Source organism: Rhizobium sp. P2_G9 (genome assembly GCF_056403475.1).
Genome location: NZ_JBFUFK010000058.1, coordinates 21,963 through 39,253 on the forward strand (window position 1 = coordinate 21,963; position 17,291 = coordinate 39,253).

17 protein-coding genes are annotated in these 17,291 nt (G+C 61.0%); 11 read left to right on the forward strand and 6 right to left on the reverse strand.

Features of this window, described 5'->3' with window-relative positions:
• Positions 1-2: 2 nt before the first annotated feature.
• Complete coding sequence (locus AC1DYF_RS34495; RefSeq protein ID WP_477882644.1) at positions 3-812, reverse strand: calcium-binding protein; 810 nt, start codon at positions 810-812, stop codon at positions 3-5.
• Positions 813-1,125: 313 nt separating this feature from the next.
• Here AC1DYF_RS34495 and AC1DYF_RS34500 point away from each other — a divergent pair, with 313 nt between their 5' ends.
• Positions 1,126-1,638, forward strand: a complete 513-nt coding sequence (locus tag AC1DYF_RS34500; protein WP_477882646.1) for a DUF6622 family protein — start codon at positions 1,126-1,128, stop codon at positions 1,636-1,638.
• Positions 1,639-1,776: 138 nt separating this feature from the next.
• Positions 1,777-3,114 (forward strand): CAP domain-containing protein, encoded by a 1,338-nt coding sequence (locus tag AC1DYF_RS34505; RefSeq protein WP_477882648.1) that lies wholly within the window; start codon positions 1,777-1,779, stop codon positions 3,112-3,114.
• An 88-nt stretch (positions 3,115-3,202) separates the two neighbouring features.
• On the opposite strand, the gene AC1DYF_RS34510 is transcribed toward AC1DYF_RS34505, so the two are convergent.
• The 3 genes from AC1DYF_RS34510 to AC1DYF_RS34520 all read right to left on the reverse strand — a co-directional run bounded on the left by AC1DYF_RS34510 (position 3,203) and on the right by AC1DYF_RS34520 (position 5,301).
• Positions 3,203-3,394: a hypothetical protein gene (locus AC1DYF_RS34510; RefSeq protein ID WP_477882649.1), complete on the reverse strand. Its 192-nt coding sequence runs from the start codon at positions 3,392-3,394 to the stop codon at positions 3,203-3,205.
• A gap of 159 nt (positions 3,395-3,553) precedes the next feature.
• On the reverse strand, positions 3,554-4,402 hold the full coding sequence (locus AC1DYF_RS34515) for an amidohydrolase family protein (RefSeq protein ID WP_477882651.1): 849 nt from the start codon (positions 4,400-4,402) through the stop codon (positions 3,554-3,556).
• Between the two features lie 131 nt (positions 4,403-4,533).
• On the reverse strand, positions 4,534-5,301 hold the full coding sequence (locus AC1DYF_RS34520) for an IclR family transcriptional regulator (RefSeq protein ID WP_477882652.1): 768 nt from the start codon (positions 5,299-5,301) through the stop codon (positions 4,534-4,536).
• Between the two features lie 220 nt (positions 5,302-5,521).
• On the opposite strand from AC1DYF_RS34520, the gene AC1DYF_RS34525 reads away from it, so the two are divergent.
• The 9 genes from AC1DYF_RS34525 to AC1DYF_RS34565 all read left to right on the forward strand — a co-directional run bounded on the left by AC1DYF_RS34525 (position 5,522) and on the right by AC1DYF_RS34565 (position 15,141).
• The gene (locus AC1DYF_RS34525; protein ID WP_477882653.1) at positions 5,522-6,631 is read left to right on the forward strand and encodes a mandelate racemase/muconate lactonizing enzyme family protein; all 1,110 of its coding nucleotides are present in this window, start codon (positions 5,522-5,524) and stop codon (positions 6,629-6,631) included.
• A gap of 10 nt (positions 6,632-6,641) precedes the next feature.
• Complete coding sequence (locus AC1DYF_RS34530) at positions 6,642-6,971, forward strand: L-rhamnose mutarotase (protein WP_477882654.1); 330 nt, start codon at positions 6,642-6,644, stop codon at positions 6,969-6,971.
• A gap of 357 nt (positions 6,972-7,328) precedes the next feature.
• On the forward strand, positions 7,329-8,396 hold the full coding sequence (locus AC1DYF_RS34535) for a Gfo/Idh/MocA family protein (protein ID WP_477882656.1): 1,068 nt from the start codon (positions 7,329-7,331) through the stop codon (positions 8,394-8,396).
• The gene (locus AC1DYF_RS34540; protein ID WP_477882658.1) at positions 8,393-8,848 is read left to right on the forward strand and encodes a MaoC/PaaZ C-terminal domain-containing protein; all 456 of its coding nucleotides are present in this window, start codon (positions 8,393-8,395) and stop codon (positions 8,846-8,848) included. Before AC1DYF_RS34535 ends, AC1DYF_RS34540 begins: the two co-directional genes overlap by 4 nt.
• A 33-nt stretch (positions 8,849-8,881) precedes the next feature.
• On the forward strand, positions 8,882-9,616 hold the full coding sequence (locus tag AC1DYF_RS34545) for an SDR family oxidoreductase (RefSeq protein WP_477882659.1): 735 nt from the start codon (positions 8,882-8,884) through the stop codon (positions 9,614-9,616).
• A gap of 48 nt (positions 9,617-9,664) precedes the next feature.
• Positions 9,665-10,510: a fumarylacetoacetate hydrolase family protein gene (locus AC1DYF_RS34550; RefSeq protein WP_477882661.1), complete on the forward strand. Its 846-nt coding sequence runs from the start codon at positions 9,665-9,667 to the stop codon at positions 10,508-10,510.
• Positions 10,511-10,530: 20 nt separating this feature from the next.
• On the forward strand, positions 10,531-11,808 hold the full coding sequence (locus AC1DYF_RS34555) for an L-fuconate dehydratase (protein WP_477882662.1): 1,278 nt from the start codon (positions 10,531-10,533) through the stop codon (positions 11,806-11,808).
• Between the two features lie 284 nt (positions 11,809-12,092).
• On the forward strand, positions 12,093-13,205 hold the full coding sequence (locus AC1DYF_RS34560; RefSeq protein WP_477882664.1) for a calcium:cation antiporter: 1,113 nt from the start codon (positions 12,093-12,095) through the stop codon (positions 13,203-13,205).
• A gap of 223 nt (positions 13,206-13,428) precedes the next feature.
• Entirely contained in the window at positions 13,429-15,141 is a 1,713-nt protein-coding gene (locus AC1DYF_RS34565; RefSeq protein ID WP_477882666.1) for a sensor domain-containing diguanylate cyclase, read from the forward strand.
• A 109-nt stretch (positions 15,142-15,250) separates the two neighbouring features.
• Here AC1DYF_RS34565 and AC1DYF_RS34570 read toward each other — a convergent pair whose 3' ends face one another.
• Entirely contained in the window at positions 15,251-16,975 is a 1,725-nt protein-coding gene (locus AC1DYF_RS34570) for an ABC transporter substrate-binding protein (RefSeq protein WP_477882668.1), read from the reverse strand.
• Between the two features lie 75 nt (positions 16,976-17,050).
• Positions 17,051-17,291: DUF2160 domain-containing protein (locus tag AC1DYF_RS34575; RefSeq protein ID WP_477882669.1), on the reverse strand; the 241-nt coding region annotated here is incomplete at its 5' end.

Consider the following 17,291-nt stretch of genomic DNA (forward strand, 5'->3'; position numbering starts at 1 on the left):
AGTTACAGATCGAAGTAGCCGGTTTTCAGCGGAACGTCACCCTGCAGGTGGATGGCGAAATCGACATTGCCGTCGCCATTGCGATCGGCGTAGATCCAGGTGCTGTGGTCCGCGGTTTCGACCCGCAATTCGCCGGCATGGTGATCGAAGGCATGGCGGCCGATGAAGTCGAACGCTTGATTGCCGGATTTGCCGGTATTGGCGTCGATGGCATGCAAGTCGATCCTGTCGTGCTCCTTGCCGTTGAAGTCATGGATGATATCGGCGGAGGCGGGGCTGCTGTCCTTGACCAGGGTGAAGACGAACGTGTCCTTGCCGCCATTGCCCCAGAGATCGTCGCTGCCGGCGCCGCCGGTGATCAGGTCATTGCCGGAACCGCCGCGGATCGTGTCGTGCCCGTCCTTGCCGAGCAGCGTGTCGTTGCCATTATAGCCGGCAATCAGGTCGCCATACTGGCTGCCGCTCAAGTCATCGTCGCCGCTGAGTGTCGAAGCGAGCAACGACAGATCATCCTTGGTGGAGGATGTGTTGAGCACGTGGATCAAGTTCGGAATATCGACATCGGCGCCGGACAGCGACAGCATGCTGTTGCCATGATAGGTCAGGCTGAGGCTGTAGACCGTGCCATCGGTCAGATAGCCGTTTTGATCATGCACGAAACCCTGACCGGTGATCGTCAGCCGGAAGCTGCCGGCGACGCCGGTGATCGTCGATGAGGAAAAGGTGGTGATTTCAGCGTCATCGACACCGGTGAAGTCGAAATCGGACATGTCGAGCGAAAATGCCGGACCGACAACCAGTTTGATACTCATGATTCCCCTCATTCTCTTTGCGTGCAAAGTGGCGCGTGAAAGACGGCCCGTCAAGCGCCCACTTGCAGCCTGTACACCATGACGGCGGCGCTCCGAATTCGTCAGCCTCGTGGCGGAAGGAACGTTCGTGATGAGCCAAAGGCGAGCACCACATGCGACGGTCGCGTAATTGGACGGAGCTGCCATTTGCCGACCGTCAAACGCAATGATCTGCCGCGGCAAACCCGCGCGGATAAAGCTGATTTTGCCGGCGGTACTGTCAGCCGACGCAATAAGTTGATACCGGTGTGTCGGATATTTTTGGGAGCATCGCATGACGGTCACAGGCTTTCTCGCACATACGCCGCCTTGGGTTTTCCTGCTGTTCTTCTATTTTGTCTGGCGCGGCATCAGGGCGATGCGGCCGGCTGATGTCACGCTACCGAAACTGGCGCTGCTGCCGGTGATCCTGACCGTCTGGGGCATCTATGAGTTGATCCGCGTCTATGGCCTGGCGGCAGATGTTTGTGGCATCTGGGTCGGCGGGCTGGTGATCGGCATCGGCATTGGCTTGCTCATGCTGCGTGGAGCGAAGGTTTCTGTCGATCCCTTCAGCGGTGTCATCCGCCGGCCGGCGGATTTCACCTTGCTGCCGCTGATCCTCATCGTGTTCGCGGTGAAATACACCTTCGGTGCAATGGCGGTGATCAATCCGGCTCTGTTGCAGGAATTTTCGATGCGCCTTGCCGACCTCGGTCTTTCCGGGGTGTTTACCGGCATCTTCATCGGCAAGTTCGCGGTTTACGCGACACGCTATTTTTCCGCACGGGCGGCGGTGCAGGGGTGAGGCGTGGCCATCGCCGCGCCTGCATTGGCGCGAAGGCAGCAAGCCATCTGCCTTGAAAACATCGTGGAATGCTGAAATCATCGGCGCGAGGGATTTCACCACATATGGCTGATGCAACATTGTTTGGGAGAGCATTTCATGGCCAATCTGACGCCCCAGGAACAGTTGATGCTCGAACTCATCAACCGCGCGCGGATGGACCCCGCCGGTGAGGCCAAGCGCGATCACATCGATCTCAACGAAGGCCTTGATAAGGGCACGATTTCGAGTGCGCCAAAGCAGGTGCTGGCCGGCAATGACGACCTTGCCAGCTCCGCCGCCAACCACAGCAAGTGGATGCTGACCAACGATCTCTTCCAGCACGAGGAGACGAAGGGTTCGAAGGGATATACGGGTGTCGAGCCCTGGGATCGGATGAAGGCGGCGGGCTATGTCCTCGGCGACAGCGGTGCGGGCGAAAATATTGCCTGGCAGGGCACACACGACACGATCACCGATGCGATGGCGACGCAACTCATCGTCGTGGAGGAGAACGGCCTGTTCATCGACAAGGACATTGCCGGCCGCGGCCACAGGCTCAATCTCCTCGATGGCGATTTCAAGGAAATCGGCATCGGCCAGGAGTTGGGCACGTATACCTATCAGAGGCAGACTTACAACACATCCATGGTCACCCAGGATTTCGCCGGCGATTCCAGCCGCACATTCGTCACCGGCGTCGTCTACAACGACACGGTCAAGAACGACGATTTCTTCACTGTCGGCGAGCAGGTGGCGGGCGCTAAGGTCTCGGGTTCCGGCGCCTCCGATACGACGGGAGCGGGTGGCGGCTATGAACTGCTTTATGGCTCCGCGGGGTCGAAAACGATCGACTTCGACCTGAAGACCGGCACGGTGAGCCTCGGGCTCAAATTGGGCGCGACCAATGTCAAGGTCGACGTGGTCAATGGAGACGAGGTCTGGGCCGATCACAGCCTGACGTCGGTGTCCAAGAATGTTGCCGAGCTGCATGCGCTGGGGATCGGCAAGGTCGACTTCAAAGGCGCGGGCAGCGGTCAGGAGATGTTCGGCAACAGCGCTGTCAACACGATCAAGGGCAATGGTGGGGACGACACGATCGATGGCGGCGGCGGTATGGACAAGCTCTATGGCGGCACGGGAGCGGACACGTTTGTCTTCGCCAAGGGCGATACCGGCAAGACGCATGGAGCGGCCGACACGATCGGAGATTTCACGACGGCGGATGGTGACAAGATCGACCTGAGCCAATGGGATGCCGACTCGACCAAGAAGGGCCAGCAGGGTTTCGACTTCATCGGCAGCGACGCCTTCGGCAAGCATGCCGGCGAACTGCATGTGGTGACGACGAAAGCCGACACCTATGTCGAAGGCGACACCAATGGCGACGGCAAGGCGGATTTTTCCATCCACCTCGCCGGGGTGGTGAACCTCACGGCAGRCAGCTTCGATCTTTGATCGACCGGTAGGCGATCGCTCTCCGCTCCGAAGAGAGGGGCATCGCTGTCGCGTCCGCCAACGTAGCGTTTTATTTCTGCGTCGCGCCTTACGCTGCCGGGCGTGCCGCGTGGGCTTCCATCAGCGATGCGGCAATCACCTGCATCAGCTGGTAGCTGTTGGCCCGTGTGTTCTTCTTGTCCAGATTTTGTGCCGCGACGGCCAGGTGATAGCCTTCTTTGGACACGATCTCATAGGCCCGGGTCAATGCCCAGGCTTCAAATTCCTGCCGCTCTTCCATGTCAGCCCCGAAACTAAATCATTTAGTCCGCCTGCGAATCACTCGCACATTCGAAATTACGACATTTCTTAAATATTGAAAGACGATACAAAGCCGGCCGCCAAACTATTGGGCGGCAGCCTGTTCAGAGTTGATGAAGATCAAGCTGGAAGGCCGTTTTCAGGCCTTGACGTCGAGATTCCAGATCCGGATCGCATTGCCGGAGAGCAATTTCGCCTTCTCTTCGCGGCTCACGCCTTCGAGCAGGGCATGCGTGGCGCCGACCCAGGTCGACAATGTACCGGCCAAAGTGCAGACCGGCCAGTCGCTACCCCAGACCATCCGATCGAAGCCGAAGCACGAAATTGTGTGTTCAGCATAGGGGCTGATATCGGCGAGCGTCCAATTGTCAGTGTCGGTATAGGCGACGATGCCGGAGAGCTTGCCGGCGACATTCGGGCGTTTGGCGATCTCGGCGAGGTTCTTTGCCCAGGCATCATAGCCGTGACCCTTGATGCTGGGTACGCCGCAATGGTCGAGGATGAACTGGACGTCGGGAGCAAGGTCGACGAACTCTTGCACGATCGGCAGCTGATGCGGCAGGGCAACGATGTCGAAGGTCAGCCCGGTCCCGGAAAGCCGCTTGATGTTGTCGCGAAATACAGGAGATTCCGACAGGTTATCGGGCATTTCGTGCAATATGCGGCGAAAGCCCCTGACGATGTTCTTATTGCGGACGCGTTCCAGATAGTCGGCAAAGCCCTCGTGTTCCGGGCGGCATGAGGCGATGGCACCGATCACAAGGCTGCTGGGGCGGGCAGCGATCTCCGTGACGTAATCAGTCTCGGCTTCGATGTCGCTTTCGGCGACGTCGACCTCCATGTGCAGGCTGGCCGCAATGCCGAGGCGCCTGGCCTCGACGGCATAGTCGTCATAGGAAAAGCTGCGGTTCAACGGGCCGGCACCTGCAAGCCATGGATAGCTGAGCGCCGCCTGGTCGACGATGTGCAGATGGGTGTCGATAATCACGCGCGTTCCTCCTGAACTGAATGCGCCACTCTGGCATGGCGACTGTGTCTATTCAAATAAAAATCTATTATTCAAATAGGAATATAGTTTCTCCCTGGAGCATTCCGATAACCGCTCCCGCGTTCAGGGCGCTAGCCGATGGAATTGGACAGTTGCTGCGCCGTCTTGGTCAAAAGCTCGATCGTCTGCGAAATATCCGGTGCATTCGGCATGTTTATGATGGTGATATAAGGGATGGTCAGCGCTGCGATCGCCTTGCCGTCGGGGCTGAGGATCGGGGCGGAAATGTTGACCACGCCGGCGGTCTGCAGGCTCGGCATCATCTCGTAACCGCGCTCGCGGATCTGGTCGAGCCGGCCGAGGAATTCCGGCGTCAATGCGCTGACATCCTCGCCCTTGGCCTCATATTCGCGGATCATCATGCCGCGCTCTTCCGGCGTATGGAAGGCGAGCAGGACATGACCCGAGCCGGTATTGTAGAGCGAGATATGCGAGCCGACGCGGATGGAAATGCCCCAATAGCCCGGCGCTTCCTGCTGCGCGATGACCACGGCCGAGCCGCGATCAAAGACGACGAGCTGATTGGCCTGCCGGCTCTGTTCGGCGAGGTCGCGCATCAGCGGCGTGGCATAGGAAGCGAGGCGGCGCACCGGCGCATGCAGTTGCGCCAGGCCGAACAATTTCAAGGTCAGCGAATAACGGTCGCCGTCGACCTTGGTGACATAGCCGCGTTTCACCAGGCGGTCGAGCATGCGGTAGAATTCATTAGCGTTGCGGCCCATGCGTTTGGCGATTTCTGCCTGGGTCAGGCCGCCATCGATGCCGGCCAGGAGTTCGAGGATGTCGAGGCCCTTGTCGAGCGCCGGCGCCCGGTAGCGGTCGTTGTCTTCGTCGTCCAAAGGGGCGCCCTCATGAATAATGAAATTCATATGCGAGAGGGTTCTAAATCAAACGAATGGTCTTGACAATAGCTGAATAATTTATTCATAAGTAAATCGCGCTCGGGTGGCCATTGCCGCCGCGATCGGCGTTGAGCCCGGCGTCAAAGGACATGACACCTTTGACCCAGTTTCGCATCCTTTTGGTGCGGCAATCACGAGGCATTTGGGAGGAACCGCGATGGCACGGATTGAAAAAGTCGAGCTGCGCATGGTTGACCTCGTGCCCAAGGTCAAGCGCACCGACGCTATTCAGAGTTTTGTCAGCCAGGAGACGCCGATCGTTACCATCACCGACAGCGATGGCGCGGTCGGCACCGGCTATTCCTACACGATCGGCACTGGCGGCTCTTCCGTCATGCGGCTGCTCAACGACCATCTCGGTCCGAGGCTGATCGGCCAGGATGCCGACCAGATCGAGAGCATCTGGCACGATCTCGAATTCTTCACCCATGCCACGACTATCGGCGCGATCACCGCGATCGCGCTCGCAGCCATAGACACCGCGCTCTGGGATATCAGGGCAAAGAAATTCGGCCTGCCGCTGTGGAAGCTCGCTGGCGGCGCCAGGGATCGCTGCCCGCTTTACACGACCGAGGGCGGCTGGCTGCATATCGAGCCGCAGGCGCTGGTGGATGATGCGCTCGCGGCCAAGGCCCAGGGTTTTACCGGTTCTAAGGTCAAGATCGGCAAGCCGCACGGCTCGGAGGATTTTGCCCGGCTCGAAGCGGTGCGCAAAGCGGTCGGCGACGGCTATGAGATCATGACCGACGCCAACCAAGGGTTTCGGCTCGACGAGGCGATCCGCCGTTCCGAGCGGCTGCGCGACATCGACTTGGCGTGGATCGAGGAGCCGCTCGCCGCCGATGATATCGATGGCCATGTGCGGCTGTCCCAGAGCACGTCGACGCCGATCGCCGTAGGGGAATCGCTCTATTCGATCCGGCATTTCCGCGAATATATGCAGAAGGGCGGCTGCTCGATCGTGCAGGTCGATGTCGGCCGCATCGGCGGCATCACGCCCTGGCTGAAGGTGGCGCATGCGGCGGAGGCCTTCGACATTCCGGTCTGCCCGCATTTCCTCATGGAACTGCATGTCAGCCTGGCCTGCGCCGTGCCGAACGGCAAATATGTCGAATATATCCCGCAGCTCGACGAGATCACCGGCAAGCACATGGTGATCGAGAATGGTTATGCGCTGGCGCCCTCCGAACCGGGCATCGGCATCGACTGGGATTGGGACGAAGTCAAGCGCCGCTCGATTGCGGAATTTTCACACGTGATCGGCTGAGGAGAGCGAGATGCAGCGGATGGGTTTTATCCTGGGCCTGAAGCCGGAGAAGGTCGCCGAATATCGGGAATTGCATGCGGCCGTGTGGCCGGGCGTGCTAAAGATGATCACGGATTGCGGCATCCGCAATTATTCGATCTATCTGAAGGAGCCGGAGAATCTGCTGTTCTCCTACTTCGAATATGTCGGGACGGATTTTGCCGCCGACCAGGCGAAGATGGCGGCCGATCCGGTGACGCAGAAATGGTGGAGCGTGTGCATGCCTTGCCAGGAGCCGCTGGCGACCCGCAAAGAGGGCGAGTGGTGGGCCGGGCTGGAAGAGGTGTTTCATCTTGATTGAGGTGGATGTGCCCGGCGGTAGCTTCGTTCGGCCTTGTAGATGGGGGATATACCCCTCACCAACTTCGGCCAAGGGTTCGCAAGTGCTCACCCGGCCTCGTTCGTCGCTGCAATCGATCCACTGGATCGATTGCTCCGCTGCGCGGACCGCTCCTCACCCTCTCCCGCAAGGGGCGAGGAAAACTCGCGGCGCCCGCTCTGCCCCAAGCAAGGCCGACAATCGTGGCACCTTACCTCTCCCCTTGCGGGAGAGGATAGCAAGCCCGCGCGAGACGAAGTCGAGGGCCTGGGCGCGCTTGGTGAGGGGTAATGCGACGGTAGAATTCGTGTCTGCCGTCGATGTTTCGGAGGGCATCCAATGACTTTCGACCCGCTCTCTCTCTCGCAATCCTGGCCGAAACCCGCCAATCCCCGCCCGATCGTCACCTTCGGCGCCGGTTCTATCGTCGGCGACGCGCATTTCCCGGCCTACAAGAAGGCCGGCTTCCCAATCGCGGGCCTCTATGACCCCGACCGCGCCAAGGCCGAAAAGCTCGCAGACGACTGGGGCGTCAAAGCCTTCACCACACCCGAAGAAGCTGCTGCCACCCCTAACGCCATCTTCGACCTCGCCACGCCGCCCAAAGCCCACGCCGCCGTCCTCAAAACCCTGCCCGACGGCGCTGCGGTGCTCATCCAGAAACCCATGGGCAGCGACCTCGCCGGCGCCACCGAAATCCTCGACATCTGCCGCGCCAAACACCTCAAGGCTGCCGTCAATTTCCAGCTCCGCTTTGCGCCGATGATGCTGGCGCTCAGGGATGCGATCGCCAAGGGCCTGCTCGGCGAGGTCGTCGATTTCGACGCGTTGCTCGCCGTCGACACGCCCTGGAGCCTCTGGGCTTTCCTCAACGGCCTGCCGCGGATCGAGATCACCATGCATTCGATCCACTATCTCGACCTGATCCGGCAATTGCTGGGCGACCCCCAGGGTGTGCATGCCAAGACGATCGGCCATCCGAGCCATGACATGGCGCAGACGCGCACCAGTGCGATCCTCGACTATGGCGATAAAGTGCGCTGTGCGCTTTCGATCAATCACGACCACAAATTCGGCCGGCGGCACCAGGCCTGCGAGTTTCGCATTTCCGGCACCGAAGGGGCGGCCTATCTGCAGCTCGGCCTCAATCTCAACTATCCCAAGGGCGAGCCGGACATTCTGGAAATCTGTCCCAAAGGCGACGATGGCTGGGTGACGGTACCGCTTCAGGGCGCCTGGTTCCCGGATGCGTTTGTCGGGCGGATGGCCAACCTGCAGCGCTTTGCTTCCGGCGAGGATGCGGAGCTCGTCAGTTCCGTCGAGGATGCCTGGAACACGATGGCGCTGGTCGAGGCCGCCTATCAATCCTCTGCCCAGCCGGCGACGCCGCTGGCGAGGAGGCCGTGATGGAACAGGCTGTTTATTTCGAGGACTACGAACTCGGCCATGTGCGCATGACCACCGGCCGGACGATCACCGAGACGGATTTTGTCGTCCATGCCGGCCATACCGGCGACTTCTTCCCGCATCACATGGATGCCGAATTCGCCAAGACCACGCCGTTCGGCCAGCGCATTGCGCATGGCACGATGATCTTTTCGATCGGCGTCGGGCTGACGGCGACCTTGATCAATCCGGTCGCCTTTTCCTATGGCTATGACCGGCTGCGCTTCATCCGGCCGGTATTCATCGGCGATACGATCCGCACCCGCGTGACGATCGCCGCCAAGGAGGACGATCCGAAGCGGAAGGAGGTCGGCCGCGTCGTCRAGCGCTGCGAAGTGCTCAACCAGCGCGACGAGGTCGTGCTCGCCGCCGACCATATTCTCATTGCCGAAAGGCGCGTCAGAAGCGTCTGACCGGCTCGGCCAGACCATTGGAAGGACAAGACGATGGAACATGCAATCAAGGGCAAGTCGGTGCTGGTCACCGCCGCCGCGCAGGGGATCGGCAATGCGATCGCCACGCTTTTCGCCAAGGCCGGCGCCAAGGTGCTGGCGACCGATATCAACGAGACCCTGCTGAAGGAGATCGACGGCAAGGACGGCATCGGCACGCTGACGCTCAACGTGCTTGATGACGCCGCCGTCAAGGCCGCGGTGGCCGAGCATGGTCCGTTCGACGTGCTGGTCAATTCGGCCGGCGTCGTTCACAACGGCTCGATCATGGACATGCCGGACAAGGATCTAGAATTCGCCTTCGACCTGAACGTCAAGTCGATGATCCGCACCATCCGTGCGGTGCTGCCTGGAATGCTGAAAAAAGGCGATGGCGCCATCGTCAACATCGCCTCGGTGGCGTCGTCGATCAAGGGCGTGCCGAACCGCTTTGCCTATGGCGTCACCAAGGCCGCTGTGTTGGGCCTGACCAAGTCGGTCGCTGCCGACTATGTCGCCAAGGGCATCCGCATCAACGCCATTTGCCCTGGCACGGTGGAAAGCCCGTCGCTGCAGGACCGCCTGCGCGCCCAGGGTGATTACGATGCCGCCCGCACCGCCTTCATCGCCCGCCAGCCGATCGGCCGGATCGGCACGCCGGACGAAATCGCCGACTTTGCGCTCTATCTCGCCACCGCGACCTATACCACCGGACAATGCTATGCCATCGATGGTGGCTGGACTATTTGACGTCCGCCATCCCGAACCGAACGACAAGACGAAGCTAGGAAAACACCCATGAAACTGATGCGCGTTGGCGCGCCGGGCGCCGAAAAGCCCGCAATCCTCGACGTGGATGGCACGATCCGCGATCTCTCCGCCCATGTCGCCGATATCGGCGGTGATGCGATCGGCCCGGAAGGGCTGGCGAAGATCGCCGTGATCGACACGACCACGCTGCCGGTCGTCCCGGCCCATACGCGTATTGGCCCCTGCGTTGCCGGTACCGGCAAGTTCATCTGCATCGGGCTCAACTATTCCGACCACGCCGCCGAAACCGGCGCCACCGTGCCGCCGGAGCCGATCATCTTCATGAAGGCCACCTCGGCGATCGTCGGCCCGAACGATGACGTGCTGATCCCGCGCGGCTCTGAGAAGACCGACTGGGAAGTCGAGCTCGCGGTGATCATCGGCAAGACGGCAAAATATGTTTCCGAAGACGAGGCGCTGGACTATGTCGCCGGCTACGCCGTCTCCGACGACGTCTCCGAACGCGCCTTCCAGACCGAGCGTCAGGGACAGTGGACCAAGGGCAAATCCTGCGACACGTTCGGCCCGATTGGCCCCTGGCTGGTCACCAAGGACGAGATTCCCAATGTGCAGGACCTGAAAATGTGGCTGACCGTCAATGGGGCGAAGATGCAGGACGGCTCGTCCAACACCATGGTCTATGGCGTGAAATATCTCGTCTCCTATCTCAGCCAGTTCATGAGCCTGCATCCCGGCGACGTCATCTCCACCGGCACGCCCCCCGGCGTCGGCATGGGCCAGAAACCGCCGCGTTATCTCAGGGATGGCGATGTGGTCGAGCTCGGCATTGAAGGGCTGGGGACGCAGAAGCAGACGTTCAAGCAAGACGCCTAAAGAAAATCGGTGAGGCCATTTTGACCAAGATAACCAGTCTCAAGACGCTCGATATCCGCTTTCCCACGTCCAAGAGCCTCGACGGCTCGGATGCGATGAATCCGGATCCGGACTATTCCGCGGCCTATGTCATCCTCGGGACCGACGGAGACGGGCTCGAAGGCCATGGCCTCACCTTCACCATCGGCCGCGGCAACGAGATCTGCTGCGCCGCGATCGAGGCGATGACGCATCTGGTCGTTGGCCTCGACCTCGACTGGATCCGCGAAAACCCGGCCCGTTTCTGGCGGCATGTGACGGCCGACAGCCAGTTGCGCTGGATCGGACCGGACAAGGGCGCCATCCATCTCGCCACCGGTGCGGTAGTCAATGCCGTCTGGGACCTGCTCGCCAAGCAAAGCGGCAAGCCCGTCTGGCGGCTGGTGGCCGAGATGAGCCCGGAGGAGATCGTCGATATCGTCGATTTCCGTTATCTGACCGATGCCATCACCCGCGACGAAGCGCTGGCGATCCTGAAGAAGGCCGAGCCCGGCAAGGCTGCGCGTATCGCCCGGCTCGAAGAGAAGGGCTATCCCTGCTATACGACCTCGGCCGGCTGGCTCGGCTATGACGACGCCAAACTGCGCCGCCTCTGCCAGGAGGCGATCGATGCCGGCTTCAACCATATCAAGATGAAGGTCGGTCGCGACCTCGAAGACGACATTCGCCGGCTGACGATTGCCCGCGAGGTGATCGGCCCCGACCGCTACCTGATGATCGACGCCAACCAGGTCTGGGAAGTCGACCAGGCGATCGACTGGGTGAAGAGGCTGCAATTCTGCAAGCCCTTCTTCATCGAGGAGCCGACCAGCCCCGACGATGTCTTCGGCCACAAGGCGATCCGCGAGGGTGTTTCGCCGGTCAAGGTCGCGACTGGCGAGATGTGCCAGAACCGGATCCTGTTCAAGCAGATGATTGCCCAGGGCGCGATCGACATCGTCCAGATCGACGCCTGCCGCATGGGTGGCCTCAACGAGGTGCTGGCGGTGCTGCTGATGGCGGCGAAATTCGGCCTGCCGGTCTGGCCGCATGCCGGCGGTGTCGGGCTCTGCGAATATGTGCAGCACCTGTCGATGATCGATTATGTCGCCGTGTCGGGCGTGATCGAGGGCAGGGTGATCGAATTTGTCGACCATCTGCATGAGCATTTCTTTGATCCTTGCGTGATCAAGGATGCGGCCTATATGCCGCCGAAGATGGCGGGGTTCTCGATTGAGATGAAGCCGGAATCGCGGGAGCAGTATTTGTTTCGGGGGTGATTTTCAGGCAGTGCCGGGCCCCTCATCTGCCTGCCGGCATCTTCTCCCCGTAGTGACGGGGAGAAGGGATTTGCGGCGCCGTCCCCATCCTTCTCAAACGTCTACCGAATGCCTTCCGGCGCGGCAAACTCGGAGCAGATTCCCTCTCCCCGTTTCAACGGGGAAAGGGTTAGGATGAAGGGCAAACGCTGTCGCTCGCGATAGATTTAGCCCGCGCCGGTTGACGACCCGGCCAGCTTCGTGCGCTTTTACGGCCCACGGAACTCGAATCGGAAGATTGCAGCTTGGCCGAAAACCATCACGCCTCCATTCCGACCTGGACCTGGGTTGCGCCTGCGCTCGGCGGCGTCCTACTTGCCGTCAAATACCTGCATTTCGTCGCCGAGGACGCGGTTCTGGTGCTCGTCTCGGCCGCCGTGCTCCTCCTGGCCGCGGTCTTCGCCGCCGTACATCACGCCGAAGTCCTGGCGCTCAAGCTTGGCGAACCGTTCGGCTCGATCCTGCTTGCGGTGGCGGTTACGGTCATTGAAGTTGCGCTGATTGTCTCGATCATGGTGTCCGGCGCCGAGGGCAGCGATATCGTGGCGCGCGATACCGTGTTTGCCGCGGCGATGCTGGTGCTCAATGGCGTCATCGGCCTTTGCCTGGTCATGGGTGGCAGGCGGCATTTCGAGCAGCGGTTCCAGCTTCAGGGCGCCACGTCGGCGCTTGCCGTGCTTGGCACGCTCGCGACACTGACGCTGATCCTGCCGAATTTTACCCTGACGGCTGCGGGACCATCCTATTCGCATGTGCAGGTGATCGTCGTCGGCGCTGCATCGCTGGCGCTGTGGTGCGGCTTCGTCTTCGTTCAGACCGTCCGGCACCGTGACTATTTCCTCGACCTGCCGCCGGAGGCGGATGTTTCCACGCCGGCGGAGGTGCATATCGACAAGCCGCCGAATGGCGTGGCGCTCATCTCGCTCGGCCTGCTGCTGCTCTCGCTTGTCGTCGTTGTCCTGCTGGCCAAGACGCTTTCCTATCCGCTCGATCGCGGCATTGCCGCGGCCGGATTGCCGAAAGCCTTTGTCGGCGTGGTGATTGCCGCGATCGTGCTGCTGCCCGAGGGGATAGCCGCGGCAAAATCGGCGATCCGCAATCAGCTGCAAAACAGCATCAACCTGGCGCTCGGTTCGGCGATCGCCAGTATAGGCCTGACAATTCCGACCGTGGCAGTGGTTTCGCTCGTCCTCGGCAAGGACCTCGTGCTCGGGATCTCCTCCGCCAACATGACGCTTTTGGCCCTGACACTGTTCGTCAGCACGCTGACGCTCGGTACAGGCCGGACGACCGTGCTGCAGGGGCAGATTCATCTGGTGATTTTCGTGGTTTTTCTGCTGGTGTCGGCCGTTCCGTGAGAGCGTCATCGGCGGTCTCCCTTTTCTCTAAAGTGGAGAAGAAGATGGGGGAAGTGGCCTTCGATACCGTGCGGCAATAGCCCGCATTCGTCCCATCCTAATCATTTTACTCAAATTCGGCCGGATTTTTTGCCGCAGCGTTAGCATGCTCGAATGTAAGGAAGATCGTTCATATTCTGTTGCCATCAAGGTGAGACGACAAATGATGGAGTATGAAGGGCGCATGGCTGCGTGGTTTCAGGTTCTCGCCGACCGGATGACGATCCGGGTACAGACAGCCTTGATGACAGCGGTGCTCTGCGCGGGCGCGGTCATTCTTGCGAGCGGTGGCGCGGGTGCGATTGCACGATACTACTTGATTGCCGAGGCAAAGCACGATCTGCAGGGCTTGGCGCGGTCGATGTCGGATCGGCTCGGCATGCGCATGCACGAGCGCTACCGCGAAATCACCAATCTCGCGCAATTGCCGCCGCTCAGGCGTATCTGGACCGGCAATGCCTCCGAAATTCGTGAGACGCTTGAGCAGGTGCAGTCGAGCTTGCCGGCCTATACCTGGCTTGGCTTTGCCGGCACGGACGGCAAGGTGATCGCGGCGACCAAAGGCATGCTGGAAGGCCAGTCGGTGTCGGGGCGGCCGTGGTTTCTGGCAGGACTGAAATCGGCAGCGGTCGAGGATGTGCATGACGCCAAACTCCTCGACAAGATCTTGCGCAAGAACCCGTCCGATCCACCCCTCCGCTTCGTCGACATCGCCGTGCCCGTGCGGTCGAAGGAAGGCAAGCTCGTCGGTGTGCTGGGCGCGCATTTGAGCTGGGCCTGGGCCAACGATCTGCGCGACAAGGTGCTCGACAATCGCTCGCATGACGCTCTTGATCTGATGATCATCGGCAAGGACGACAAGATCCTGCTGGCGCCGCGCAATTCGTCGCATGTGCCGCAGGTCGTGCGCGATCCGCAGACGGGCTGGAAAGTCCAGGACGACGAGAGCAGCAAGCCAATGCTGACCGTCTTTTCCGAAACGCATGCCGTCGGCGACTATCCGGGACTTGGATGGACGGTGGCCGCGCGCCTGCCGATGTCGGTGGTCGAATATCCCGCCCATGTCGCCAACCGGCTTATCCTCGGCTTCGGCATGTTCCTGGCCGTTGCGGTGTTGGTCGTTGCCTGGTTCCTGGCAGGCAGCGTGACGCGACCGCTGAAACAGCTCGCCATCACCATGGACACGATCGGTCGCGACCCGAAGATCACCACCGTCTCGCGCCAGCATGGATCGGTCGAGGTGTTGAACCTGTCGCTGGCGATCCGCTCGCTGCTGCGCCGCGCTGGTCTCGCCGAGACCATGCAACGCGAGCAGGAAGAGGCCAACAAGCAGCTCGACCTCGATATCAAGCGGCTCAGGATGCTGGCCGAAACCGATGGCCTGACCGGCGTGCTCAACCGCCGCGCCTTCCTGCCCTTCGCCGCCAAGGCGCTTGCGATCGACCGCCAGGTGTCGCGTGCGCATGCGGTACTGATGATCGACATCGATCACTTCAAGTCCGTCAACGACACCCATGGCCATCAGACCGGCGACGAGGTGCTGAAGCATGTGGCGCGCACGATCGCCTCGGAAATGCGGGTCACCGACAACCTGGCGCGGTTCGGTGGCGAGGAATTCGTCGTGCTGCTCGACGTCAGCGTGGGCGACGTCGCCGTCGAGATCGCCGACCGCGTTCGCAACGGGCTGGCCAATACGGCGCTGATCACCGTCGGCACGTCGATCCGCGTCACCGCCAGCATCGGCGTGGCGATGACGACGGCGGATGATCGCGACATTGACGATGCGATCGCACGAGCAGACGTGGCGCTCTATGCCGCCAAGGCGGGTGGACGCAATGCCACGGTGCTTTATGGTGATGAGCTGTTGGGTGGGCAGGCGATCCGCCAGTCGGCCTGAGGGTTGGACCCCCTCTTCTCCGCCCTTCGGGGAGCGGAGGGAGCAAGCGATACCAACAAAAAAACCGGGGCATCTCTGCCCCGGCTTCAATCAGCGCCACGTATGCGGCTTACTGTTCCTTCCAGCTCTTGACCAGGTCGTCATAGTTGACGGTCTGTGGCTTTTCCTTTTCGTTTTCGATCTTCAGCTGCGGCGCCAGATGGCCGTTCTTGACGGCGTCCGCGTTCCAGTAGTTGAGATCATGCTTTTCGGCGAGCTTCGGACCGATGTCGCCCTGCACGCCGGATTTCTCGATGCGGGCAAGCACCTTTTCCTGTTCGGCGCAGAGCGAGTCCATCGCTTCCTGGGCGGTCTTGGCGCCGGAAGCGGCGTCGCCGATCGCCTGCCACCAGAGCTGGGCGAGCTTCGGATAATCAGGCACGTTGGTGCCTGTCGGCGTCCATTGCACGCGGGCCGGCGAGCGGTAGAACTCGATCAGACCGCCGAGCTTCGGTGCGCGCTCGGTGAAGCTCTTGTCGTGGATGGTGGAATTGCGGATGAAGGTCAGGCCGACCTGGCTCTTCTTCACGTCCACCGTCTTCGACGTCACGAACTGCGCATAGAGCCATGCGGCTTTGGCGCGGTCGGTGGGGGTCGATTTCATCAGCGTCCAGGAGCCGACGTCCTGATAGCCGAGCTTCATGCCGTCCTTCCAGTAGACGCCATGCGGCGAGGGCGCCATGCGCCATTTCGGCGTGCCGTCGGCATTGACCACCGGCAGACCGTCCTTGACCATGTCGGCGGTGAAGGCGGTGTACCAGAAAATCTGCTGGGCGATATTGCCCTGGGCCGGGACCGGGCCGGATTCAGAGAAGGTCATGCCCTGGGCTTCCGCCGGCGCATAGGCCTTCAGCCAGTCGAGATATTTCTGGATCGAGTAGACCGCCGCCGGGCCGTTGGTGTCGCCGCCGCGATCGCTGCAGGAGCCGACCGGACGCGAATGATCGTCGACCTTGAGACCCCATTCGTCGACCGGAAGACCGTTCGGCAGACCCTTGTCGCCGCTGCCGGCCATCGAGAGCCAGGCGTCGGTGAAGCGCCAGCCGAGCGACGGGTCCTTCTTGCCGTAGTCCATATGGCCGTAGACCTTCTTGCCGTCGATCTCGCGGCCGGTGAAGAATTCGGCGATGTCCTCATAGGCCGACCAGTTCACCGGCACGCCGAGATCATAGCCATACTTGGCCTTGAAATCGGCCTTGTTCTTCGCGTCGTTGAACCAGTCGTAGCGGAACCAGTAGAGATTGGCGAACTGCTGGTCAGGCAGCTGGTAGAGCTTTTTGTCGGGCGCCGTGGTGAAGGACGTGCCGATAAAATCGTTGACGTCGAGCATCGGATCGGTGACGTCCTTGCCCTCACCAGCCATCCAGTCGGTCAGGTTGCGGACCTGCTGGTAGCGCCAATGGGTGCCGATCAGGTCGGAGTCGTTGACCCAGCCGTCGTAGAGGTTCTGGCCGGTCTGCATCTGCGTCTGGATCTTTTCGACGACGTCGCCTTCCTGGATGACGTCATGCGTGACCTTGATGCCGGTGATAGCATAGAAGGCCGGAGCCAGAACCTGCGACTCGTATTGATGCGTGGTCAGGGTTTCCGACACAACCTTGATTTCCATGCCCTTGAAGGGCTTGGCTGCGTCAACGAACCACTGCATTTCCTTTTCCTGGTCAGCGCGCGAGAGCGTTGACAGGGGGCCAATTTCCTTGTCAAGGAATTGTTTGGCTTCGTCCATTCCGGCGAGTGCGCTGCCTGTCATGGCAAGCAGCATCACCGCAGTCGTCGTCAGTAATTGCTTTCGCATAAGATCCTCCCTGGGGTTTTGCGATTGCGATAGGAGCGATCCGGTGGCAGCCGGATCGCTTCATTCCTTCCGACCCTAGACCAGCTTGAAAACGCCGACGGCGTAAACAAGGGACAGGGCAAGAGCCCACCACAGATTGGGTCCGACAAGACCCAACCATGCGAGATGAATAAAACCGGAGCCGAGCAGCGAGATGAACAGGCGATCCCCCCGCGTCGTCTCGAACCTCAAGAGCCCGACGCGCGGATTGCCGCCGGGCGAGGCATATTCCCAGATCGCCATGCAGGAGAGCATAAGCGCGATGACCAGGAAGAAC